Source organism: Bacteroides sp. An51A, from assembly GCF_002161565.1.
GTDB lineage: Bacteria > Bacteroidota > Bacteroidia > Bacteroidales > Bacteroidaceae > Phocaeicola > Phocaeicola intestinalis.
Genome location: NZ_NFIC01000011.1, coordinates 1 through 23,794 on the forward strand (window position 1 = coordinate 1; position 23,794 = coordinate 23,794).

Genomic DNA, 23,794 nt, shown 5'->3' on the forward strand with positions numbered 1-23,794 from the left:
GTTTGCCAAGGGGCGAAGTCAGAAGGAAGCATACGCCACTGGCAGCCGGTCTTGTTGATATAAAGGATGGCATTCATTATCTCTTTAAGCGGATGTTTTCGGTTCCTCGCTTGCGGCTCTAAAATATTTTTTATAACTTGCCACTGTTTTTCAGTCAGGTCGGTTGGATACTGTGTCATAACTTTATTGTTTGGTACCTTTAAAGATATAACATTTTTCCAATTGACCAGCTGATTTGAGATCTGAAGATGCTTATAACATTATTCTTGAATCAATTCAAAACAGTTTCTTAGATTGAAGAGGATTATCTTCTCTAGCGGAGAAGATAATCCCATATTCAGTATCAGATAATTACATTGTATGTATGCCTGATATGAGTATTTTTAATCCTCTTGCATCCCACAAGGTTTCATTTGATTTGTAGGATTCGAACAGGTTGTTGTTTTACTTCATCCAGTGGGACGGCTTGATAGGCGACTTTTGAAAAATCAATATCTTTGAGTCGGATACTACGTATCTCGCTGTTGTACATCGTACGGTAATAAATAATACGGTGTTTCATGTCTGTAGCCGAAGTCCATTGGGTAGCACTGGGAATGTCGGCGGGGATTTTTCCTCCGGTAAATTCAATGCCTACGGGAATGTCGAAATTGTTCAATATCTGGAATGACTGAAGAACCGTTTTTAGTGCGTTTTCCTGTTTGGGTGCTGTGGCTTGATAGAATGCAGCTCTTACGAAACGTGAAGGAGGAGTCACATCACCTGGGATACCGAGGAATCCGCTTCCTGCCCCGAAAGAAGCCAGTCGCGTATCGCCCAATGATTGGGAAGGAGCTGAACCGGGATAGAGGTTCACGTAGTTATTAAGATTGGTCAGGTGCCATTCGAATCCGGGTGAATTGGTCAGTACGCCTAGGTCGTTTTCGTAAAACCGGGCTTTTCCTTGAACGATTTCCAGTACAATTTGTCGTCCGCTGACATCGGTAAACCGCCAATGAACGGTAGAAGCACGCGGGTCGATACTGATGATGTGTGCTTCGTTTACTTTTTCTGTCACTTCTTCCAGTGTAGCACATTCGCCCAATATCCAAGCAACCAGTTGCAGGTCGGCTATGCTGGTATCTTTTTGGGCAGGGTTGTAAGTTTCGTATTCTCCATAATTGGGAAAATAAAATAGTCCGGCAGATAAGCCGGCTTCATTGATACCTTCGGCAATGAAGTCTTTTTGTTCTACTGCAAGCCCTACATAACCATAACGTGCAGTAAATGTCATGCCTTTGTTTCCATCGGGAGTAAGCGAATGCATTGTATAGCCTCGTGGTACAATGATATACTGGCTGTTCAGGTCGCTGCCTCCCCATTCGATGGTACGGGCTACGATGGTGGTACTGTCTTGGCTGGTTAGGGTGATTCCTGTACAGGCATTTGCCGGGAGCGATACGTTGAGCATGCCGGCGAAGGCTAAGATTGAAATGATGGATGGTGTTTTCATGGTTTTTGAGTTTTTAAGTTTTTGAGTTTTTAAGTTTTTAAGTTTTTGGGTTTTTGAGTTTGAGCGTTCTTAAAGGGTTTCCCGACTTATAAACTTATTAACAATCTATGTGGTTAAATGGTTCAAGTTTTCATCAGATAGAGTTTTCCGTTCTCTTGCTTGATGCGTTCTTCCGAAAGCAGGTACGTCAGTACGTTCAGAATTTTTTCTTCGGGTACAGACAAGGCATGAATCACTTCCTGTGGGGTGTGGGGATGTCTGTTCAGCAAGTTTTTTATATCGGAGGCAATGTCTTCGTATTCACCTTTTTTTAATCCGGATGTATGTTTCTCAAGGCATACGTCACATTGTCCGCAATTATGTTCATTATTTTCACCGAAATAATGCAGCAGCATCCGGCTTCGGCACTGGTCGTTGCTCTCGGCATATTCCAACATTGCCTGTATGCGTTTTTCATAACTTCTTTTCCGGTCTTCGTATACTTCTTTGTTTAATACAATACGGTTCGTGTCTTGCCTCTCGCGTGTATATATAATATAAGGAGTCTTTTTGCCCGGTATATAGTGTAGGATATGTCGTTTGGTCAAAAGGATGAGCGTATCATATACCTGTTGGCGTGAAAGTCCGCTTCTTTGGGCTAAAGTTTCTTCATTGATGTATGCATAATCGCTGAACAGGCCGGTGTACGAGCGCAGGATAATGCGGAGCAGTTTTTCTGTATCCTGGTTATGCTCTTCCATACGGTATAATTCATCGCGGCGCAGGGTGAAAATAAGACGGGAGGCATTGTCTTGTTCATCGGTATATTCCAGGTATCCTGCGCGGGTCAGTATTTTCAGGGCACTGTCTACGCGAACTGGAAAATGCTTGAAGCGCTGACAGAACTCATCGATGTTGAAAGCGAAAGTACATCCTCTGCCATCACCCATGGCCATCTGGAAATAGTAGTTGATGTGTTCATATACTTGGCGGATATAGTCTTTTTCTGGAAAGGCATCACTTATCCGTTTTTTCAAAATAGTCTTGTCACTTTGTGCATACAGTAAGACCGCGTATGCTTTTTGTCCATCACGTCCCGCACGTCCGGCTTCTTGAAAATAGGCTTCCGGTGAATCTGGAAAATCGATATGAATAACCAGCCGCACGTCCGGTTTATCAATGCCCATCCCGAAGGCATTGGTAGCCACCATTACACGATACGTACCTGCCTGCCAGCCTTTTTGTCGCAAGTCTTTGGTTTTGTTGTCTAGTCCGGCATGGTAGAAAGTGGCACTGATATCGTGCTGGTTTAGGAATAGTGATATTTCTTTGGTGCGTTTCCGGTTTCGTGTATAGACGATTGCAGAACCTTGCACTTGGTTAAGGATATGTAGCAATTCACCGCTTTTGTCTTCTGTGCGGCGGACAATATAGGCAAGGTTTTTGCGCTCGAAACTCATCCGGAATACGTTTTCTTCGCGGAAGGCAAGCCGTACTTGGATGTCCTTTACCACTTCGGGGGTAGCTGTAGCTGTCAGTGCCAGTACGGGTACATCGGGCAAGAGTTTGCGCACATCGGCTATTTTCAGGTAGGCAGGACGGAAATCATATCCCCATTGCGAAATGCAGTGTGATTCGTCTACTGTTATCATGCTTACTTTCATACTGCGCAACTTGTTCTGGAAGATTTCGGTGCCGAGCCGTTCGGGTGAAATGTATAGAAACTTATAGTCACCGAAGATGCAGTTTTCCAGTGCAATGACAATCTCCTCACGCGTCATACCCGAGTAGACTGCCTGTGCCTTGATACCGTGTTTTCGCAGGTTTTGTACTTGGTCTTTCATCAGGGCAATCAGCGGAGTGATGACCAGGCATAGTCCGGGATTCGCCAGGGCAGGCACTTGAAAGGTAATGGACTTTCCACCGCCCGTAGGCATCAGCCCCAACGTGTCACGTCCACTACCTATACTGGAGATAATGTCTTCCTGTATGCCTCGGAAATTGTCATATCCCCAGTAGTGTTTCAATATGCTTTTATAATCGGTCATGTCTGTTTGCTCGGTTTAATATCCTCTATTTGTAACTGAATGTCTCCTCGTTTATGAGTGTTTTCTTCAATGGTATAGCAGATATTAAACGATTGTTTGGTCTTGATATAACGAGCCTGTGAACTTTGTCCGAATGCGATTCCGTTCATCACATTGTTTGACTTGTTGTCTACCAATTCCAATTTGATATGCTCCTGGTCACGTCCTACTACTTTACTCGTGCCATAATCGTAAACGTTCAGCGTAGAAAATACCGGTTTCGGGTTTTCAGGTCCGAAAGGATTGAACTTCTTCAAGTCGAAGAAGAATTTCGGGGTGATATCCCTGAAATCCAGTTGGGCATCGATATCAATGGTGGCACTGGTCTGTTCAGGCAGGATATGGTCGGTTACATACTCTTCGAAACGCCGGGTAAACTCCGGTACGTTTTCTATTTTCATCGAAAGCCCTGCGGCATATGTATGTCCGCCGAAGTTTTCCAGCAAATCCCGGCAATATTCGATGGCTTTATATACATCAAATCCCGATACCGAACGTGCAGAGCCGGTGGCAAGATTATCGGTTCGTGTCAATACAACAGCAGGTCGGTAATAGATTTCCGTCAGACGTGATGCAACGATACCGATTACTCCTTTGTGCCAGGCTTCGTTGTAAATGACAATAGATCGCCGTTCGGACAAATTGTCCAAATGGTCGACAATCTTGTTTGCCTCTTCCGTCATATTCTTATCCAGGTCTTTCCGTGTTTCATTATACCGGTTGATCTGATTTGCTTTTTCCAATGCTGCGGGGAAATCTTTTTCCGTGAGCAGGTCTACAGCTTCCTTTCCATTCTGTATACGGCCGGACGCATTGATGCGGGGACCTATCTTAAAGATAATGTCACTCATGTTGAGTTCCCTGTCAGACAAGCCACATACATCGATGATGGCTTTCAGTCCTACGCTGGGGTTGGTATTCAGTTGGCGTAAGCCATGATAAGCCAGTACCCGGTTTTCTCCCATGATGGGTACAATATCAGATGCGATGCTTACTGCTACCAAGTCTAACAGAGGAGTCAGTTGATGAAACTCTATCCCGTTGTTCAGTGCAAAGGCTTGCATAAACTTGAAGCCCACTCCACAACCCGACAAGTGATCGTAAGGATAAGTCGAGTCAAACCGTTTCGGGTTCAAGATGGCAACCGCGACCGGCAATGTATCGTCGGGTACATGATGGTCGCAGATGATAAAATCGATACCTTTTTCCTTGGCATAGGCGATTTCCTCTACCGCTTTGATGCCACAATCCAACACAATAATCAGCTTTACGCCGGTTTCGTACGCATAATCCACTCCTTTTTTCGATACTCCATACCCTTCGTTATAACGGTCGGGGATGTAATAGTCGATGTTCGAATAGAACTGCTGGAGGAATTTGTATACCAGTGCAACGGCGGTTGTGCCGTCCACGTCATAGTCTCCATACACCATGATGCGCTCTTTCCGTCCCATGGCTTTATTCAGGCGCTCCACGGCTAGACTCATGTCTTTCATGAGAAACGGGTCGTGCAGCTCGTTCAGTTGCGGGCGGAAAAAGCGTTTGGCTTCACCAGCCGAGGTAATACCTCTTTGTAAGAGCAGCCGGCAAAGAATTGGGCTGATGCCAATTTCTTTCGCCAGAGCCTTAGCTGCTTCCCGTTCTTCGAGTGTAGGAGGTTGATAGTTCCATTTGTAGTTCATTTATATATTTTTTTTCTTTCTTTTTCTGCATTCAAAGGAGCGGGGTATGAATACTGAAAATATGCCCTGCTCTTTCAACTTGTAAAAGTAAGAAAAAAGCAAGAAAAAAACGGCTAATTCCCGAATTATTTTCAGGAACCAGCCGTTTAATTATTTATAAATATTCTATATTATTGATTTACAGCCCCAGTTTTTTGGCTATATCTGCCGGGATTGCTTTTTTATGTACCAGTATATTCATAGTTTTATAAGCGACGAAAGTTTTCGATGCATACCAGATGCCTTTGTACTTGCCTTCCGTGCCCCATGAATTTTTTACCATAAAGTATTCTTTTCCGTTCTGGTCTTTGGCGATGCCGTAGATGACCATGCCGTGGTCGTCGGTCGTTTCCCAATTGTCGAAAGCTTCCTGGCGCATCTCTTGGGTTACGGTGATTTCCGGAAGCGGTTTGGCAGTAAGCTCTTTGCGTTTGTCTGCAGGGCTCAAACCCAGCCAATGTGCCATATCCGAGCCTGTCAGTTCGGCGCCTTTTTCCACATCGGGGCATACGGCAACTCCATTGCGTGTGAAGCCTTGTTCGCTTACATCAGCTCCCCAGGCGAATGTGTATCCATTGTTGATGGCGTTTTCCATTACTGCCATCAGTTCGTCAATGGGAAGGTTATACGACAAAGCGTTGCGCCAGTTGTCTTGCACTTCGATGCTGAACTGTTTGTAGAACGGATGGTGTGTGTACGAGGTCAGCGAAACATAGTCATCCATATTCAATCCCAATACTTCATCGGCGAAGGTTCGCGGTGTGTAGGTCTTGCCTTTATAGGTGAATTGTTCCGGACATTTGCCCAGGTAAGTATCGTAAATGGCACATACTCCGTTTTTCCAGACTGGACTTAATTTTTTCAATTTGCCTTTGGCTATGGCATCTACATACCCTGAAGCTACGGCATCCAGTTCGTTGTGGTTCGGGAGTGAATCGCCGTACATGATGCCCGGCATGGCTTCTTGGGGCACCATTCCATAGTTTTCGTAACAGTATACGATATCTTCAAAACTTCCGCCCGGCGAGAAGGAAGCATCGCCGTGATAACGCACGTAGTTTACGGCACGGTCTTCCATCGTATGATGTACAACGAACATTTCCGACAAGTCGAACTCTCCTTTTCCCAACCGGAGCAGTTCCGATTCGAAGAAACCGAGGGTAGAGAACGACCAGCACGTGCTCGACTGGTTTTGATCTTTGATGGAAGTAATCGGGTTTTCTTTTACCGTAGTAAATACAAATCCTTCTTCTTCTGTCTTGTCTTTCTTAGGACCTTTGGCATATACATTGCTAAAGCAGATGCCCATTGCTAAAATTGCGATAAGTTTATTCATTGTTATTTATAGAGTTAATAGTTAATAATTAATACTTAATAACGGCGGATGCTTTCGATTTCCGCTATTCACCATTAATTATTAATTGTTCATTATTTAATTATTAATTACTTCATGATTTCTTCCACTTCCTCGATGGTGATGGGGATATGTTTTTCACCGGTGAAGCGCGAACCGCCGGGGATAATCAGGATATCGTCTTCCAGTCGGATGCCCCCGAAATCCTTATACTTATCAATGGCATTGAAGTCGAGGAAGTCGGTATGCATTTTGTCGGCACGCCATTTATCTATCAGGTCGGGGATAAAATAGCAACCCGGTTCGTCGGTGATGACGAAGCCTTCCTGTAAGCGTCGTCCCATACGCAAGGATGCCAGGCCGAACTGTTCGGAAGGACGTACTTCATCGTCATAACCAACGTAACATTGTCCCAGGTCTTCCATGTCGTGTACATCGATACCCATCATGTGTCCCAGTCCGTGGGGCATGAACAGGGCATGTGCTCCTGCTGCTACGGCATCCTCTACGTTGCCTTTCATTAGTCCCAGGTCTTTCAGCCCTTGTGCCAGTACACGGCACACTTCCAGATGGACCGATTTGTAGGTGATACCCGGACGTGCCAGTTCCAGGGCACGGTCGTGACAAGCCAGCACGATGCTGTACACGTCACGCTGGCGGCTGGTGAACTTGCCTCCTACCGGGATGGTACGTGTATGGTCCGAGCAATAGTTGGTCGTACTTTCGGCTCCTGCATCGGTCAGCATCAGTCTGCCCGCCTGAAGTATCTGGCTATGGTCATGGTTGTGCAAGGTCTGTCCGTTCTGGCTCAAGATTGTGGCGAAAGATACCATATTGCCGTAAGATGCGGCAATGCCGTCCAGTACACCGGCGATGTATTGTTCGGATACACCCGGTTTGCAAAGTTTCATTGCTGCGGTATGCATTTCATAACCGATGTTGCAGGCTTTGTCGATTTCTTCTATTTCGCAGGGTTCTTTTACCGAACGTAAGGCTACTACCGCCTTGATGAGTTCAAGCGAGCTGTGCTGTCTGACCAGTGAGGCACGGATGCCGGTCAGGTCTTCCAGCAAGAGCATGTTGTCGTAGCGGTAAGGAGGCAGGAAATGAATTTTCCGACGTTGGGCGATGGCTTTGCCTATCACCTCTTTCAGCTTACCGAAGGGGAAACTTTTGTCTATTCCTACTCGTGCAGCCAGTTCTTTTACGCTGGGTTGGAGACCCATCCAGATGATATCGTCCATCGTGACGTCATCGCCGAAAAAGTAATCTTCGCCGGAATCTGCATCAAGTATTCCTGCATATCCCGGATGGGCATGTCCGAAAAAATAAAGAAACGAACTGTCCTGACGGAATTTATAGGTATTGTCGGGATAATTGGCTGGTGCCTCATTGTTTCCCAATATCAGGATCAGGCCATTGCCGACCTTGTCCCTTAACGCCTGACGGCGTTTGCTATATACGGTAGATTCGAACATATTGTTATGGTTTTTGGTAATACCTTTGTAGTAAGTATTGCAAAAGTAGAAAATTAAATTGAAAAGTTCTCTCTATATTCTGAAAAATGTATCTTTGTAGCAAATAAAAGAAATGAATATCCGCATTTTGCTCAATTGGCTGTAGGGGATGTTTGCGGATTCAAATAAAAGAAAGGTTATGGCTATGGATTATTCAAAAATGGGTTTAGTATTGGAAGGAGGAGGCATGCGTGGGGTGTTCACCTGCGGTGTGCTCGACTATTTTATGCAGAAAGGCATAGAGTTTCCTTATGTTGTCGGCGTTTCGGCTGGTGCATGCAACGGTCTGTCTTATTTATCGCACCAGCCGGGCAGGGCACGTTACAGCAACATCGAGATGCTGGCTAAATACCGTTACATCGGGTTGAAGTATCTGTGGCACCAGCACAGCATTCTTGACCAGCATCTGCTGTATGAAAAGTTTCCTGCTACGATATTGCCTTTCGATTACGAAGCATATTTCCGTAACCCTGCACGTTTTGAGATGGTGACCACTAATTGTGTCACCGGCAGGCCCTGTTATCTGGAAGAGAAACACGACCGCGGGCGCCTGCTGGCAATTGCCAAAGCATCGAGCAGCTTGCCTTATGTGTGTCCGATAACGTGGGTAGACGGGAGTCCCATGCTCGATGGAGGTATTGTCGATTCTATTCCGGTGATGCGTGCTGTTTCGCAAGGATATGCCAAGAATGTGGTTGTGCTTACCCGGAACCGGGGCTATCGGAAGACGGAAAAAGATATCCGCATACCGCGTATCATCTATACGCGCTATCCTCGTTTGCGTGTAGCGTTGAGCCGGCGGTGTCAGGCATACAATGAGCAGTTGGAAATGATAGAGAGGCTGGAAGATGAAGGGCGTATCATAGCCATCCGTCCCGAAGCGCCCGTGAAAGTAAACCGGATAGATAAAGACATTCAGAAACTGACCGCGCTTTATGAAGAAGGTTTGCGTTGTGCCGAAAAAGTGGTGGGTTAATGGGGTGATTCCGCATTTGCCTACAAGAAGTTGTTTAAAGGAGTTAGAGGGAGTTAAAAGCCAATACTTCTGTGCTATTGGCATTTAACTCCCTCTAACTCCTTTAAATTCTTCTAACTCTTTCTAATTACTGGGGTTTTGAGAGCAGTAATGACTATTTCGCGAAGCTTACGGCGCGTGTTTCGCGGATAACCGTAATCTTGACTTGTCCCGGATATGTCATTTCGTCTTGTATCTTTTTGGCGATTTCGGTAGACAGGCTTTCGGTCTGCTTGTCGTCTATCTTGTCGGCACCTACGATGACACGAAGCTCTCGGCCTGCCTGGATGGCATACGTCTTGGTTACGCCCGGATAAGACATGGCAAGTTGTTCCAAGTCGTTGAGACGTTTGATATAAGCTTCTACAATTTCGCGTCGTGCTCCCGGACGTGCTCCAGAGATGGCATCGCATACCTGTACGATAGGAGCCAGAAGGCTGGTCATTTCCACTTCATCGTGGTGGGCGCCGATGGCGTTGCAGATGTCTGGTTTTTCCTTATATTTTTCAGCCAGTTTCATACCCAGCAGTGCATGGGGCAGTTCGGGTTCTTCATCGGGCACTTTGCCGATATCGTGCAACAGGCCGGCACGTTTGGCTTTTTTGGGGTTCAGTCCCAGTTCGGATGCCATGATGGCACACAGGTTGGCTGTTTCACGTGCATGTTGCAACAGATTCTGTCCATACGAAGAGCGGTATTTCATCTTACCGATGATACGGATCAGTTCGGGATGCAAACCGTGGATACCCAGGTCGATGGTTGTCCGCTTACCGGTTTCGATAATTTCATCTTCTACCTGTTTTTTCACTTTAGCCACCACTTCTTCGATGCGTGCCGGATGGATACGTCCGTCGGTTACCAGTTGGTGTAATGCCAAACGGGCTATTTCTCGGCGTACGGGGTCGAACGCCGAAAGGACAATGGCTTCGGGCGTATCGTCAACTACAATTTCCACTCCCGTAGCGGCTTCCAAGGCACGAATATTTCTTCCTTCCCGTCCGATAATCCGTCCTTTTATCTCGTCCGATTCGATATGGAATACGGTTACAGAGTTTTCAATGGCGGTTTCGGTTGCTACGCGCTGGATGGTTTGTATGACAATGCGTTTTGCCTCGCGGTTTGCCGACATTTTGGCATCATCCATGATGTCGTTGATATACGATTGTGCTTCCGTTTTGGCTTCTTCTTTCAGCGATTCGACGAGCCGTTCTTTAGCCTCTTCAGCAGACAGTCCCGACAAGGCTTCCAGTTTTTTACGTTCTTGTGCCTGGAGGGCATCCAGTTCTTCTTTCTTCTTGTCGATAACCACCAGCTGCGCATCAAGGTTTTCGCGGATGGCTTCGGTTTCGTTCCGTTTGCGTTGCAGTTCCTCGTGCTTTTGGCTTAATACCATTTCGCGCTGCTTCAGTTTGTTTTCAGCCTGTTGGATTTTCTGGTTGCGTGCTGTTACTTCTTTTTCCAGCTCGGCTTTCTTGTTCAGAAATTTTTCTTTGACCTCCAGCAACTTGTTTTTCTTGATTACTTCTGCTTCTGTTTCGGCCTCCTTTATAATTTTATCGTATCGCGATTTCAGGCCGAACTTGAAAAAAGCGTACGAAATTGCTCCTCCTACCAGGAAAGCAACAACCGTGAATATTACTACTGTTGTAAACATTACTATTTAGTTTAAAAATATAAATAAAAAACGCACATACTTTCCTGTCGGTTTGTTCCGGCATTCCAGTTGTGCGTAAAATCTTCCTTGTTCTATACTAAACTTTCCTGTCTCCTAATCGTCAGGTTTAGGATGAATGCATTCATCTATATCATCAGCCAGCTGTTTCAGTTTTTCTGCATACGGCTGTGTATCATTCCGGTCTTTCAAGGATACATTCTCAAAAGAGAGTTCCAGTGCAGTCATAGCCCAGTGTTTGGCCAGGCTGAACTCCGGATACATACTGCGATATTTGTTTAGTTTATAGTCAATCTGCTTAGCCGCCTTCCTATATAGTTCTTCCTTGTCGCGGTCAATGACCAAGGGATATAGTTCGTTGTCGATCCGCAGATGTATTTTTAATTTGTCGTCTTTCATGACTCGTTTACCTTTGGGCTTATTCATTCAGCAAAGCGATACATTTTTCGACTTCACGCACCAGCCTCGTCAACCTTTTCTTCGTATCATTGAGTTCCGTATCGTTGATACTGATTATACGGGCCATTTTCAAATTGGCATATCTTGACTCCAGTTCTTTCCGGTCACTTTCCATACGTGCGATAGCAGCTTCCTTTTCTTCCAAAAGGTGCCGGAGTGAAGCTATTTCCTTTTTCTGTTCTTCGAACAGGAACAGCAGGTTTCTTAATCTTCCTTCAAACGTATTCAGTAGCCTTTTGTCTTCTTCCGTCATTTTTTGCCAAATTCTACACAAATATAATGGATTGCTCAGAAACTCAAAAATTTTTGCGCTTATATTTTCAGAAAAAGTGGATTTTGCGTTTTTATAACATTATATGAATGCCCGCATTTCACCCATAAGGAGTTATTTCAGGGAGTTAGAAACCAATACTTTTACTAATGGAAATCCTAACAGAACTATTGTCTTTTAACTCCTGTGAGCGAAGCGCAGGACAGTTCGTGTTACCCCGGAATGTCCATGTTCCAGCAGCGGTCGCACAGGTTCAGGTAATCCATTTCGGGACGTGTTCCGAACACCAGGGCATAGAAAGCCGTTTCCTTACGTTTCAGTCCCAAAATCTGTTTCATCAGTGTTTCAGATATGGGGGGCATTTCGAAATCGGAAATCATCACTACATCCGAACGGTGCCATCCGTTGCTGTTTATCATTCGCACCGCTTCGTCTACGGCCTGTTCCATGCTGGTGCCTCCCCCGAAACTATGGTTCAGAAATTCTACCAGCACAGGTAAGTCGGTATACAGGTCTTTTACCAGCAGATGTTCGGTTTCTTCCGAAAAATTGATGATGTAACACTTGCGGTGTGTGCTTTCGGTAAGGCGGGCAATGGCGAGTACGGCCGATTTGGCAAGTTGCTCCCGCTTGCCTTCCATCGATCCGGATGTATCCAGGCAAATGACAAAGGGACCTTGTCCGCTTACTTCCCTCTTGCCCGGCTGTGCCGCCGAACGGTCTTCTTGCGAACGGCTGTCGAACATCTGCAAGCGTTTTTCCGTGTAGCGTTGCATAAAGACGGGACGTAGTGTTTCTTCGGCAAAATAGCAATACTCTATGGGTAACAGGTGATTCAGGTCGTTGCCCAGCGTAATGCCTTCGATGTCGCTTTGTGTGGCATGACGCACCAACTGCTCTTTTTGTGCTCCCGATAAGGGGTCGAAGCGTTTCTTTTCTCCCTGGCTTCTTTTGCCCAGTACCCGTACCAGTTCGTGTATGTGCCGGTTCTGTTCCATTGTTTTCTCGTAATGCATCACCTTCCGGTACAGTTCCGGATGGTTGTACAATAGCCAGCGGATGCGCGAACTTATCAGGTTGGTCTCGGTCTTCATGCCTGTACTTGCCTTCAGCAGTGCAAAACTGTTGCATAAAGAGGCGATGTGATGATACTGGTAATCGTATTCCTTGGCGGTAAGCAGGCGGTGCCACTTGTTTAGAAAAAACTCCTGTAAGTTTTTCCGCCCGGCATCTGTGCTGGCCGGTTGTTCCAGTTTTCCGATGTAATACGGCACATCCAGTTCGGTAAGTGCATAGCGCTTACGGAAAGCCGGGAGCATCCGCTTCAGAAAAAGTAGGAAATCGCCGGGCGACAAAGACTCAGCATCGTAGAACATCTCCCATTCGGGCGTATAGCGGGAGTAAAACTCCTGGAGCGATGGAGATGTCTTGCGGTAATACTGCCATATGGCGTCCTCCAGTTCGGCAGGGAACACGATACGTTTATGTAACGCTTCCTGCAGATGTTTGGAGCAACGCTGACGAAGCTCAGCCAAATAGATTGCCTTCAATGCTTTCAGACGGATATTCCGTGTTCTCTTCCCGATATGCATGTTCCAGTTCGTTTAGTTCGTTCCGATAATCTGCTACCGATGTCTGCTGATGTTCCAGCAATCCCCGTATGATGTCTCGTTCCTGCTCGTTCAGGAACAGGTGCCGGTCTGCATATGCCCATTCTTGTGTATAAAAGTCTTTGCATCCTCCTTCCACCCGTAGCAATAAGTCGTTCAGCTGGCAGAAGCGTTCCTCCAGCTTTTCCTTGTCCGTCCCTGCGGCTTGTGGGGGCAGCGGTTCACAACCGGGCACACACACCAAAGGATATTCGTAATCATTGATAAAGACCGAGCGGTTGCCCTTGCGCAGCGAATAGATTTTATGCTGCGGCACCTTGTTCCGCATCGACAGGTCGTAGCGCTTTAAGATAAAACACTGGCTCTTATACTTGTCTTTGTGCAGGTAGAACAGTTTCCCGATGGTGTCGAGCGACTGATAGTCGGATGCAAACATCAGCAATCTTCCTGCCAGCCGCACTTTGTCTATCTGGTGATAATACGAGTCGACCAACAGCAGTCCCGGATCTCGGTTTTCGTGCACGGCTGCTGCCGATGACAGCTCGTCTTTCAGAGCTTCCATCTCCCTGTGCAAGCCCTGCAGGTTCAACAGATACCCTTCGGCGCTCATCCGAATGGCGTCTGTTACCATCTCATTTATTTCCTCCAGCTGTGATACCTCGTTCCACAGGCAATGGCGTAACAACAGGCAGTCGGTCAGGCGTATGGTGTCCGAACCGTTCAGGAAAGCCGATGTACGTAGCAGCTTCACCAGTTTTTTCCACCTGCGGTCGGACACATACAGAGGTTGCTCCGTTGATTCGGCATTCTGTAGTTTGTGGTTGTGGTCTTCTATTTTTTCTTTCAGCGTATGTATCACTTCGAAAATGGAATAGTGGATGCTGATTGAGCCGATTTTGCCTTGCCATGTCTCATATTCTTGTTCTTCTATTTGCAAGGCGGTATTAACACAAGGTTCGCTTTCGTCTGGCGAAGCTATCATACGGTCGAAGTCAGACTGGTCGGTTATGCCTGTCACCAGCATCCGCACCAGGAAGCGGTCCCACAAGGCGTCCAGTCCCTGTCCTGAGGCAGGCAATTCGTTAGAGGCAGCCACCAGCCCTTTCAGCGGTACCCGGAAAGTATGGTTGCCGTTGCGATATATTTTCTCGTTCAGAATGGTCAGCAGGGCATTCTGTATAGCTGGTCCTGCCTTCCAGATTTCGTCCAGAAAAGCAATGGTAGCAGTAGGCAAATAGCCTTCTGTCATCCGTTCGTACGTGTCGCGGTCTTTCAATTTCGAGATGGAAACCGGACCGAAGATTTCATCGGGGGTACTGAAGCGCGACATCAGGTAATCAAATGAACCCGCATTGCGGAATGCTAGCTTCAATCGTCGCGCCACCATACTTTTTGCTACTCCCGGAGGACCGAGCAGGAAGATGCTTTCGCCTGCCACTGCCGATAGTAGTGACAGGCTTATGATATGCTCTTTGCCGAATACTCGTTCGTTTAATGCTTCCAGCAATAGCCGGATGCGTTGTGTCAGATTTTCCATATTTGTAAAGGAGTTAAGCCGGTGCTTCTGTAAAACCGGCATTTTGCCTGTTGGCTTTAACACTTTTGTTTTTTTACTTTTGTTATTATCCGCAGGGTCTGCATCACCACCGACAGGAATATCATCCCCAGCCCGGCATAAAAACTTGCGTTCAGGTCTTTCGCTTCGCCGAAGATAATCATGGCAAGGATGATGCTGTAGATAGGCTCCAGGTTGTAGGTCAGGTTGAACGTGAACGCCGAAATCCGCTTCAGAACCTGTATCTGCAGGATGTACAGGCATACCGTACAGAGCGAAGCCAATGCCAGCAGGCTCCCCCAGTCGGCGGCAGAAGGCACGAGCGACGTAACCGGAAAGAAATGCAGGTAGAAGGGCAGCAGCAGGCTCAGCCCTGCGAAACCTCCTCCCATTTCATAGAGCAGCACAGTGCCCGACGGATAATCAGACGCTACCCGCTTGTTGCAGATGGTGAAGAGCGAAGCCAGTGCCGACGAGAGGATGCCCATCAGGATGCCCACACGGTAACGGGTATCGAAATGGAATATCAGCACGATGCCCGCCACACCTATCAGGCTGAACAGCACCTCGCTTGCCGATACCCGGTGTCGGTTGATAAGCGGGTCGAACAGGGCGGTAAAGAAGCTCATCAGCGAGAGGCAGACCACTCCGATAGACACATTCGATGCCTTGATGCTGCCGTAGAAGAACAGCCAGTGCAAGGCAAGCAGCACACCCGTCGCAGCAATCCGTACCGCATCCCGCCGTTGCACCTTGCGTAATTTGTCTAAAACAAACAACACGGCATAAAACATCAGTGTGGCAAGCAGCAGCCGGTACCACACCAGCAGTCCTTCGTTCAGCGTAATCACACGCCCGAACACTCCCGTACCACCTGCTATCAGCACCGACAGGTGGAGTTTAAGTAAAGCTTCTTTCATCGTTTAACTGTTTTCCGGTGCAAAGGTAGTCATTTCTCCGGCGAACAGGCAATATGGGCAATAAAGATTTATGCATATCCGCACTTTACCCAATTGGCTGTAGGGGCGTATCGTATGGGATGTTTGCGGATTCAATTAGTATAATCATGATAGAGAAGATATTTTTTCCGCATGGTTTTATATTGCTGGAGGGCGGGTTGCCATGCTGTACGGATTTCAGCTTCAGATTTTCCTTTCAGTATGTCCATCCGCACACTGTCGGTGCCCATCAGCAGGTCAAACCAATGGGGACGGGTGAAGAAGCCTTTTGGATTATTCCGGTAAAGCCGGTAAATTTCAAGGATGTATTTTAAAGAAAAGCCTTCAGGTGCTTCTGTGTGCCGCAGGTCTGAACCGTAACAATAGGTGTTTTTATGCAACGGGTTCATATCCGAACCTTTTAACGGGCGAGGCATAAAACGGAATGTGCAGGTCTTGAGCGTGGGATTCCCGATTACTTGAAATGGGAAAGGGGTACCGCGTCCTATACTTACCGATGTACCTTCGAAAGGACAAAGGGAGGCATAAAGTGCGACGGCTTGATCGTTGGGCAGGTTAGGCGAGGGCTTGACGGGAAGCGAATAGGGCTGTCCGTGATGCCAGCCTGCGACAGGGATTATTCTCAGTCTGCAATGCAAGCCATTCCCCAACCACCCTTCGCCGTTGATCATTTGGGCGATTTCTCCTACCGTACATCCGTGTAATACCGGAATGGGAAGCATCCCTACGAAGCTCTTGAACTTCGGTTGCAATACAGGTCCGTCTACATAGTCGCACGGATTCGGCCGGTCCAATACAATCAGTTCTTTCCCGTTTTCGGCGCAAGCTTGCATCACATAGTATAAAGTACTGATGTAGGTAAAGAAGCGTGCACCTACATCCTGAATATCGAATACGATGATATCGGTATCTTTTAATTGGTCGTTTCGGGGTTTCTTGTCCTTGCCATAAAGAGAGAGAACCGGAATGCCGCTGCGTGCGTCTTTTCCATCTTTGACGATGGCTCCGGCATCTGCTTCTCCCCGTATTCCGTGTTCGGGAGCGAAGATGGATGTTACTTGTATGTTTTGCGATAACAGGGAATCGAGCAAGTGCGTCTTTCCGATAAGAGAAGTCTGGTTGACTACCAGTGATACATGTTTCCCTCTGAGCAAGTGCAGGTACAGTCCGGTCTGTTCGGCTCCAGTACGTACTTGGGCATAGAGTGAGGTGAGGGCAGTTGACACGCTCCAACAGATGAAAAACAGGAATAATAATCGATATTTCATAACGGATGAATATTTTTTTGTAATTTCGCGTGTTACAAATATAATAAAATAAGTATATGAATCCATTCGCATTGATTGATAAATTTTATCCGGAAGATAATGAATTGAAGCATATCCTGCTGGTACATAGCCGTTCGGTTGCCGACAAGGCGCTGGCTTTGGCACAGAAACATCCTGAACTGAATCTAGACTTGGCTTTTATTGGTGAGGCGGCGGTGCTGCACGATATTGGCATATTCCAGACCGATGCTCCTGACATTCAGTGTTTTGGTACTTATCCGTATATCTGCCACGGATATTTGGGAGCAGATTTGGTGCGTAAGGAAGGTTTTCCGCGTCATGCTCTGGTATGCGAACGGCATACCGGTGCCGGTCTTTCTCTGCAGAATATCCTCGACCGTGGTTTACCTTTGCCACATCGTGACATGTTGCCGGTGAGTATGGAAGAACAGATAATCTGTTTTGCAGACAAGTTTTTTTCGAAGACCAAACTAGACAAGGAAAAGAGCCTTGATAAGGCACGCAAGAGTGTTGCTAAACACGGAGAAGAAGGTGCCGTGCGTTTCGACCATTGGTGCGAGCTTTTTTTATAGTCTTAAAAATACATTAAAAACAAAGGCTTCTGTGTTTATTTACAGGATAATGCTTACTTTTGCAGCGCATTGTGTAAAAAAAGAGTGAATGACGTCATTTAAGAAAACCACATACTCGTTTTTGCTTCTGTTTTTCGTGAGCTGCTTTTTCTCATTGTACGCTGAGGCTCAGCGTGCCAAGGGAAAGCGCGCACGAAAAAACAATACAGAGCTTCGTACAGATTCTTTGCAAGCGGATTCGTTACAGCTTGATTCGTTGATGAGAGACAGCCTTATGGCCGATTCGCTGGCAGCCGACAGTTCGAAAAAAGAACCGCTGGACGCTCCGGTAATTTACGAAGCAAGTGATTCTATAGTCTTTACAAAGGGAGGGTATGCCCATTTGTATGGTAACGGTAAGGTGAATTATCAGAACATCGAACTGACTTCGGCAAAGATTTCGATGAATATGGATAGCAGTACGGTATTTGCCGAAGGAGTGGTGGATACGGCTGGTGTAAGTTCGGGCACTCCGATATTCAAGGATGGAGAGACACCTTACGAATCGAAAACGATGCGTTATAATTTCAAGACCAAGAAAGGTTTTATCAACGATATCATCACCCAACAAGGCGAAGGCTATGTGACCAGCGTGAATGCCAAAAAAGGGGCGGATGATGAAATCTATATGACGGAAGGCAAGTATACGACGTGCGACAATCATGAGCATCCGCACTTCTACCTGAAGCTTTCGATGGCGAAGGTGCGCCCTAAGAAAGACGTGGTATTCGGTCCGGCACAGTTGGTGGTAGAAGATGTACCGTTGCCGCTTGCCATTCCGTTCGGTTTCTTTCCTTTCAGCAGCAGCTATTCTTCGGGATTCATCATGCCGACGTATGGTGACGAAATGAACCGTGGTTTCTACCTGCGTGACGGAGGATATTATTTTGCCATCAGCGACAAGATGGACCTGAAATTGTTGGGTGAAATTTATACCAAAGGTTCGTGGGGGCTTTCGGTGGCATCGAATTATAACAAACGGTATAAGTACAGCGGTTACTTTAATGCCAGCTATCTGGTGACAAAGACAGGCGAGAAGAATATGCCCGACTATGCCGTGTCGAAAGACTTCCGTATTCAGTGGAGCCACCGGCAGGACTCTAAGGCAAACCCGAACAGTTCGTTCTCGGCAAGTGTGAACTTTGCGACCAGCAGTTACGACCGTTCCAGCTTGAGTACGTTGTACGACCCTTCTTCGTATAGCAATAATACGAAAGCGTCCAGTATCAGTTACTCACGCAATTTCCCTGAAATCGGATTGAATATTTCGAGTACGTTCAACATTACGCAGAACACTCGCGACTCTTCGCTGAATATGACACTGCCTGATGTAAACATTTCGTTGAGCCGTATTTACCCCTTCAAGCGCAAGAAGGCGGCGGGCAACGAGCGTTGGTACGAAAAAATTTCGTTCCAATATACGGGTGCCTTGACCAATAGTGTGGATACCAAGGATAACCTGCTGTTTAAAACTCCGTTCTCGCAATGGGAGACCGGTATGCGCCACAATATCCCGATTGAGGCGAACTTTACCTTATTTAATTATATAAACATTACTCCTTCGTTCGACTATACAGAGCGTTGGTATACCAAGAAAATCATGCGCAGCTATGATGAACAGCGGCGTGAAGAGGTGCGTGACACCATCAACGGTTTTAATCGTGTGTATGATTATAATATGTCATTGTCGATGAACACCAAACTGTATGGTATGTACAAACCGTTGTTTTGGAAGAGCAAGGACATTACCATCCGTCACGTGGTGACGCCAACTGTGAGCTATACGTATACGCCTGATTTTGGAAGATCAAAATTCGGTTATTATGAAACTTATACCTATACAGACGAAAACGGTGAAGTGCGGACTACAGAATATTCTCCTTTCGAAGGTATGCCGTATGGTGTACCGGGACAAGGGGTTTCACAAACCGTTGCATTCTCATTGAAAAACAATCTGGAAATGAAGATGGCATCGGATAAGGATACGACGGGGTACAAGAAAATCAGTCTGATTGATGACCTGACGGCAAATCTGTCGTATGATATAGCCCAAAAGCGCTGGAGCAACCTGACGATGAGTGCCCGTCTGAAGCTGACCAAGAGTTATACCTTTAATATGAATGCTACCTTTGCCACGTATGCTTATAAATTTGACGAAAACGGAAATGTAGTGACCAGCGACCGCACGGAATGGTCGTACGGACGTTTCGGACGTTTTCAGGGATACAGTGGCTCGTTCTCATATACTCTGAACAATGACACATTCAAGAAACTGTTCGGTAAAGGAGATGACGAGGACAAGAAAGACAAGGACAAAAAAGATGAAGAGGAGGATAGCGACGAAGAGGATAGCGAAAGTACAGACCAGACAAACAATACAGCCAACCGGAAGACGGAAGATGCCAAACTTGACCCTGACGGTTATCTGGCATTCAATATGCCGTGGAGCCTGAGCCTGAGTTACAGTTATAGCATCCGCGAGAATACCAGTGGTAAAATCAATATCAAGAAAATGCGTTATCCGTATGCCTTGACCCATTCGTTGAACATTTCGGGAAATGTGAAGATAGGAAGCCGTTGGAATATCACGTATTCGAGTGGTTACGACTTTACCTCGAAAGAAATGTCTATGACTACGGTAAATATCACCCGCGACCTGCACTGCTTCAATATGAGTTGTGGCCTGGTGTTCGGTCCGTTCACATCGTATAACTTCTCTATCCGTGCCAACTCCAGTATGTTGACCGATGCCTTGAAGTGGGACCAGCGAAGCAATACGGGTAGCCAGGTGACGTGGTACTAAATAATTAATAGTAGTGAATATCCGCCATGACAAGCAAGCTTTGGTTTCTCCGCCATAAGCAGCATTGTTTGTAAGATTAGAGTTTATGTAATTTAGATTTGTTATATATCGCGCATACGCGTACCTTTGCAACATGAATTACCACGACCATAAAGACAACAGCAAAAGTTTCCGTGCCTTGACGGGAGTTAGCCATGAACAGTTTTGTGCGCTTCTCCCTTATTTCGAGGCTGCGCATGAGGACTATTTGTCCGAGTATGAAATGACCGGGGAACGCCGTAGCGGAAAACGCCGCAGTCCTTCCATCTACAAGAACAGCCCCCTTCCCAGCATATCCGACCGCCTGTTCTTCATTTTGGTTTATTTGAAAAACAACCCGTTGCAGGAATATCATGCGGCCTGTTTCGGAATGAACCAGAAGCACTGCAACATATTCATCCATTGCCTGACTAAAATCCTTCGTCTGTCCCTTAAAGCGAAAGGTCTTGTCCCCGCAGAAACCGACAAGGAGCTTGCCGAACGGCTGGCGGAACTTTCCAAAGAGGGAGACAAGCCGGTACTTCTTCATGACGGGACGGAACGGGAGATTCCCCGTCCGGCAGACCGGGACATGCAAAAGGAGCGTTACAGCGGCAAGAAAAAACGGCACACGGTCAAGAACGCCGTCATTGTAACGATGGCTTGTCTGGTCATATTTGTCAGTCAGACCGTTTCGGGCAAGACCCACGACAAGAAGATGGCTGACACAATGTATTCTTTTCCTGTGCCTTGCACCTTGTATCAAGATACGGGATACCAAGGCTATGAGCCTGAGGGGGTGGAAATCATACAACCGGTCAAGAAGCCCAAAGGGAAAGAGCTTTCCAGGCAGGACAAGGAATACAACAAGAAAGTTTCCGCCATCAGGGTGCGTATAGAACATGTCATAGGAAGCGCGAAAGTCATGCGCATCGTCAAAGACGAGTGCAGGCTCAGGGCAAACAACTTTGTAGAAAACATCTTTTCCACATGTATGGCACTGCATAATCTCAGAATTAAAATCAACCCTTGGAACTATCATAACTAATTTACATAAACTCTATTATTAATCTTACAGCGTGAAGATTAATAATCTTTCGGCATGAAGATTAATAATCTTACAAGCAAGGCAGTCATGTGGATTTAAGGTGACAAGCGACAAAATGCACCAATTAATGCCGCGAGAAGTATAACGGCATTACTCTTTCAACCGGAAATAGAACGTGTGTTCATGGAATACCTGCTCTACCAGTCCGAAGCGGATAAAGTCGGCAAGGAGGTTGGTGATTAGCTTGCGGTTCATCCGGGTGAGGCGTTGGCATTGGTTGAGGGTGAGGCAAGGATGTTGTGCCAGCAGGTTCAGTACTTGTTGTTCGCGTTGGGTGTAGGCGATGATGACCTTTTCCTCGTGCCGGTTGTGCTGCCAGATGTTCAGGTGGATAGGGCTTGCCAGAATGTTTTCGTCCTTGATGCGGACGTATGCCCACCGCCGTTCTTCGGCATCGAGGGCGTAGACGGGTTTTCGCGGGCTTTCATCGATTACCACTTCCAGCACATCTTTTCCTTCTACCTTATATATATAGGTATGCAGGTCGACGGGCGGCTGGCAATAACGTTGGGCTGCAGCTTCTATCATGTAGATTTCTTCTTCGGAGCGCACGCCGGCTATCTTTCCGTTGTCTTTTACTCCTACCAGCAGTCGTCCTCCTTCGGTATTGGCAAAGGCGGAGATACTTTTGGCTATCTTCCGGGCATCGGAGATTTCGAACTTGAAGTCCTGATGTACGTGTTCGCCTTCGCTGATAAGCCGCTGTATGTAGTCTGCCGGATGTGTCATTTTTTAGTTGACTAGTTGACCAGGTACTAGTTGACTAGGTTTTAAATACCTTTGAGCATGTTTGGTATCTGAAAACCTAGTACCTAGTCAACTAGTTCCTAGTACCTGATTAATCACAATGTTTGTGGGTCATGATGTCGAGCACCATCTTGTCGGTCTCGTTCATGCCTTTCGAGCCGATGAGGGTAAGGTTGCGGATGCTCCGGTTCACGTTCTCTTCGATAATGCCCTCTACGGCAGTGACGCACTTCTGGTCCATAGCCATAATGGCAGACATCACGGCAGTAGATACGCCGCTGGTTACTTTCAGGGCACAGCTGGGCTTTGCCCCGTCGCATATCATTCCGGTGAGGGTGGCAATCATATTCTGCACGGCGTACATCACCTGTGCGTAACTGCCTCCCATCAGGTAGGTGATGCCGCAGCTGCTTCCGGTAGCTGCCACTACACATCCGCAGAGTGCCGAAAGCTTGCCCAGGCTCTGTTTGATGTAAATAGCGGTGAGGTGGCTTAGCGTCAGCGCACGAATGAGCTGTTCTTCGGTGGCATGGGTGTCTTCGGCAAAGATGACTACGGGAAGGGTGGCAGATATGCCTTGGTTTCCGCTTCCTGAATTACTCATTACAGGTATCATTGCACCTGCCATACGGGCGTCGCATGCGGCAGAGGTGTACGAGAGGATGTGGGTGAAGGTATTGTTTCCCATAATCTTTTCTTCATTCTTGTTAGTGCACAACATACGTCCCAATCCGTGTCCATAACAGCCTTTGAGTGATTGTTCGGCGGCAGCCTTGTTCAGATTTTTGGCTTCGAGGATGAAGCGGATTTCATCGATGGGGGCAGTGGTGGCGAAATCAAACACCTTGCGTAAAGTGAGGTCGACCGTTTCTTCGTCTTCGGCCGAGGTGGTGCCGGTATGTTTGTCGAGCTGCACTTCTCCATTACGGCATAAGTAGACAAAGTTGGTATGTCCGCCGCTGATGATGGCGGTCGCTACATTGTTCCCGTTTGTACAGGTCACTTCAATGTATAGTTTTTCCTCGATGTCGTCTTTTAAAGCGATGTTGATGCACTGGGGACGTGCTATCATTTCCTTTCCTTTTTCTACAGCTTCGGGTGTGCAGTCTTTTAAGACTTCCAGTCCGTATTCCGACTTGCCGATGAGTGCGCCCAATGCAATGGCGATGGGAAGACCTATCATTCCCGTACCCGGTATGCCTACGCCCATCGCGTTTTTCAGGATGTTTGCACTCAGATAGACGTTGATATGTTCGGGTGTACAGCCCAAAGCCTCAGTAGCTTTTGCTGTGCAGAGTGCTACTGCAATAGGCTCGGTACAGCCGATGGCAGGAACCACTTCTCTTTTCATCAGAGCGATGATTTGCTCTCTTTCAGATTTGCTGATGATGCTCTCCATTTGTTTGTCTGTTTGTCTTGTTTTTGATTCGTGTTGCAAAAGTACATTTTTTTTGCAGAGAATGTGCAGGCTGGAGGGGAAAATCTTTTCGCGTGAAAAACAACGCATGCCATGCGGATTTGCAATCC

19 protein-coding genes are annotated in these 23,794 nt (G+C 46.8%); 4 read left to right on the plus strand and 15 right to left on the minus strand.

The genetic code is table 11. The features are described 5' to 3' along the window. From B5G04_RS17140 to B5G04_RS17165, 6 genes are all read right to left on the minus strand, one after another. The coding region (locus tag B5G04_RS17140; protein ID WP_143270485.1) for a transposase at positions 1-179 on the minus strand (179 nt) is incomplete at its 3' end. Positions 180-409: 230 nt separating this feature from the next. Further along, entirely contained in the window at positions 410-1,450 is a 1,041-nt protein-coding gene (locus B5G04_RS17145; RefSeq protein WP_239414141.1) for a choloylglycine hydrolase family protein, read from the minus strand. 164 nt (positions 1,451-1,614) lie between these two features. Continuing rightward, positions 1,615-3,519 (minus strand): ATP-dependent DNA helicase RecQ, encoded by a 1,905-nt coding sequence (locus tag B5G04_RS17150; RefSeq protein ID WP_087398165.1) that lies wholly within the window; start codon positions 3,517-3,519, stop codon positions 1,615-1,617. Next, entirely contained in the window at positions 3,516-5,240 is a 1,725-nt protein-coding gene (gene recJ, locus B5G04_RS17155; protein ID WP_022039667.1) for a single-stranded-DNA-specific exonuclease RecJ, read from the minus strand. Before recJ ends, B5G04_RS17150 begins: the two co-directional genes overlap by 4 nt. 178 nt (positions 5,241-5,418) lie before the next feature. After that, positions 5,419-6,615, minus strand: coding sequence for a C1 family peptidase (locus tag B5G04_RS17160; protein WP_022039666.1), 1,197 nt, complete (start codon positions 6,613-6,615; stop codon positions 5,419-5,421). A 107-nt stretch (positions 6,616-6,722) separates the two neighbouring features. Further along, a complete protein-coding gene (locus B5G04_RS17165; RefSeq protein WP_022039665.1) occupies positions 6,723-8,111 on the minus strand; it encodes an aminopeptidase P family protein in 1,389 nt (462 codons plus the stop codon). Between the two features lie 178 nt (positions 8,112-8,289). Between B5G04_RS17165 and B5G04_RS17170 the strand changes: the two genes are divergently transcribed. Then, entirely contained in the window at positions 8,290-9,126 is an 837-nt protein-coding gene (locus B5G04_RS17170) for a patatin family protein (protein WP_087398166.1), read from the plus strand. Positions 9,127-9,280: 154 nt separating this feature from the next. Here the strand turns inward: B5G04_RS17170 and rny are convergent, their stop codons facing one another. The 7 genes from rny to B5G04_RS17205 form a co-directional block, all read right to left on the minus strand. Beyond that, positions 9,281-10,819 carry a ribonuclease Y gene (rny, locus tag B5G04_RS17175; RefSeq protein ID WP_022039663.1) on the minus strand — a complete coding sequence of 513 codons (1,539 nt, stop codon included), beginning with the start codon at positions 10,817-10,819 and terminating at the stop codon, positions 9,281-9,283. Between the two features lie 114 nt (positions 10,820-10,933). Beyond that, positions 10,934-11,236: a cell division protein ZapA gene (locus tag B5G04_RS17180; RefSeq protein ID WP_022039662.1), complete on the minus strand. Its 303-nt coding sequence runs from the start codon at positions 11,234-11,236 to the stop codon at positions 10,934-10,936. Between the two features lie 19 nt (positions 11,237-11,255). Next, complete coding sequence (locus B5G04_RS17185; RefSeq protein WP_022039661.1) at positions 11,256-11,549, minus strand: hypothetical protein; 294 nt, start codon at positions 11,547-11,549, stop codon at positions 11,256-11,258. 230 nt (positions 11,550-11,779) lie between these two features. Beyond that, positions 11,780-13,159: a VWA domain-containing protein gene (locus B5G04_RS17190; RefSeq protein ID WP_087210054.1), complete on the minus strand. Its 1,380-nt coding sequence runs from the start codon at positions 13,157-13,159 to the stop codon at positions 11,780-11,782. After that, positions 13,095-14,714 (minus strand): AAA family ATPase, encoded by a 1,620-nt coding sequence (locus B5G04_RS17195; RefSeq protein WP_087251073.1) that lies wholly within the window; start codon positions 14,712-14,714, stop codon positions 13,095-13,097. The genes B5G04_RS17190 and B5G04_RS17195 overlap by 65 nt, the downstream gene beginning before the upstream one ends. Positions 14,715-14,770: 56 nt before the next feature. Further along, entirely contained in the window at positions 14,771-15,652 is an 882-nt protein-coding gene (locus tag B5G04_RS17200) for an EamA family transporter (RefSeq protein ID WP_022039658.1), read from the minus strand. A gap of 131 nt (positions 15,653-15,783) precedes the next feature. After that, positions 15,784-16,959 (minus strand): DUF1343 domain-containing protein, encoded by a 1,176-nt coding sequence (locus B5G04_RS17205; RefSeq protein ID WP_087398189.1) that lies wholly within the window; start codon positions 16,957-16,959, stop codon positions 15,784-15,786. A gap of 56 nt (positions 16,960-17,015) precedes the next feature. Between B5G04_RS17205 and B5G04_RS17210 the strand changes: the two genes are divergently transcribed. The 3 genes from B5G04_RS17210 (at position 17,016) to B5G04_RS17220 (ending at position 21,460) form a co-directional block, all read left to right on the plus strand. After that, positions 17,016-17,552 carry an HDIG domain-containing metalloprotein gene (locus tag B5G04_RS17210; protein WP_022039656.1) on the plus strand — a complete coding sequence of 179 codons (537 nt, stop codon included), beginning with the start codon at positions 17,016-17,018 and terminating at the stop codon, positions 17,550-17,552. A 259-nt stretch (positions 17,553-17,811) separates the two neighbouring features. Continuing rightward, entirely contained in the window at positions 17,812-20,394 is a 2,583-nt protein-coding gene (locus tag B5G04_RS17215; RefSeq protein ID WP_225226311.1) for a putative LPS assembly protein LptD, read from the plus strand. Positions 20,395-20,527: 133 nt separating this feature from the next. After that, positions 20,528-21,460, plus strand: a complete 933-nt coding sequence (locus B5G04_RS17220) for a transposase family protein (protein ID WP_087395870.1) — start codon at positions 20,528-20,530, stop codon at positions 21,458-21,460. Positions 21,461-21,610: 150 nt separating this feature from the next. On the opposite strand, the gene B5G04_RS17225 is transcribed toward B5G04_RS17220, so the two are convergent. Next, positions 21,611-22,249 carry an ATP-binding protein gene (locus B5G04_RS17225; protein ID WP_022039064.1) on the minus strand — a complete coding sequence of 213 codons (639 nt, stop codon included), beginning with the start codon at positions 22,247-22,249 and terminating at the stop codon, positions 21,611-21,613. A 109-nt stretch (positions 22,250-22,358) separates the two neighbouring features. Next, the gene (locus B5G04_RS17230; protein ID WP_162612733.1) at positions 22,359-23,657 is read right to left on the minus strand and encodes an L-serine ammonia-lyase, iron-sulfur-dependent, subunit alpha; all 1,299 of its coding nucleotides are present in this window, start codon (positions 23,655-23,657) and stop codon (positions 22,359-22,361) included. Positions 23,658-23,794 lie beyond the last annotated feature (137 nt).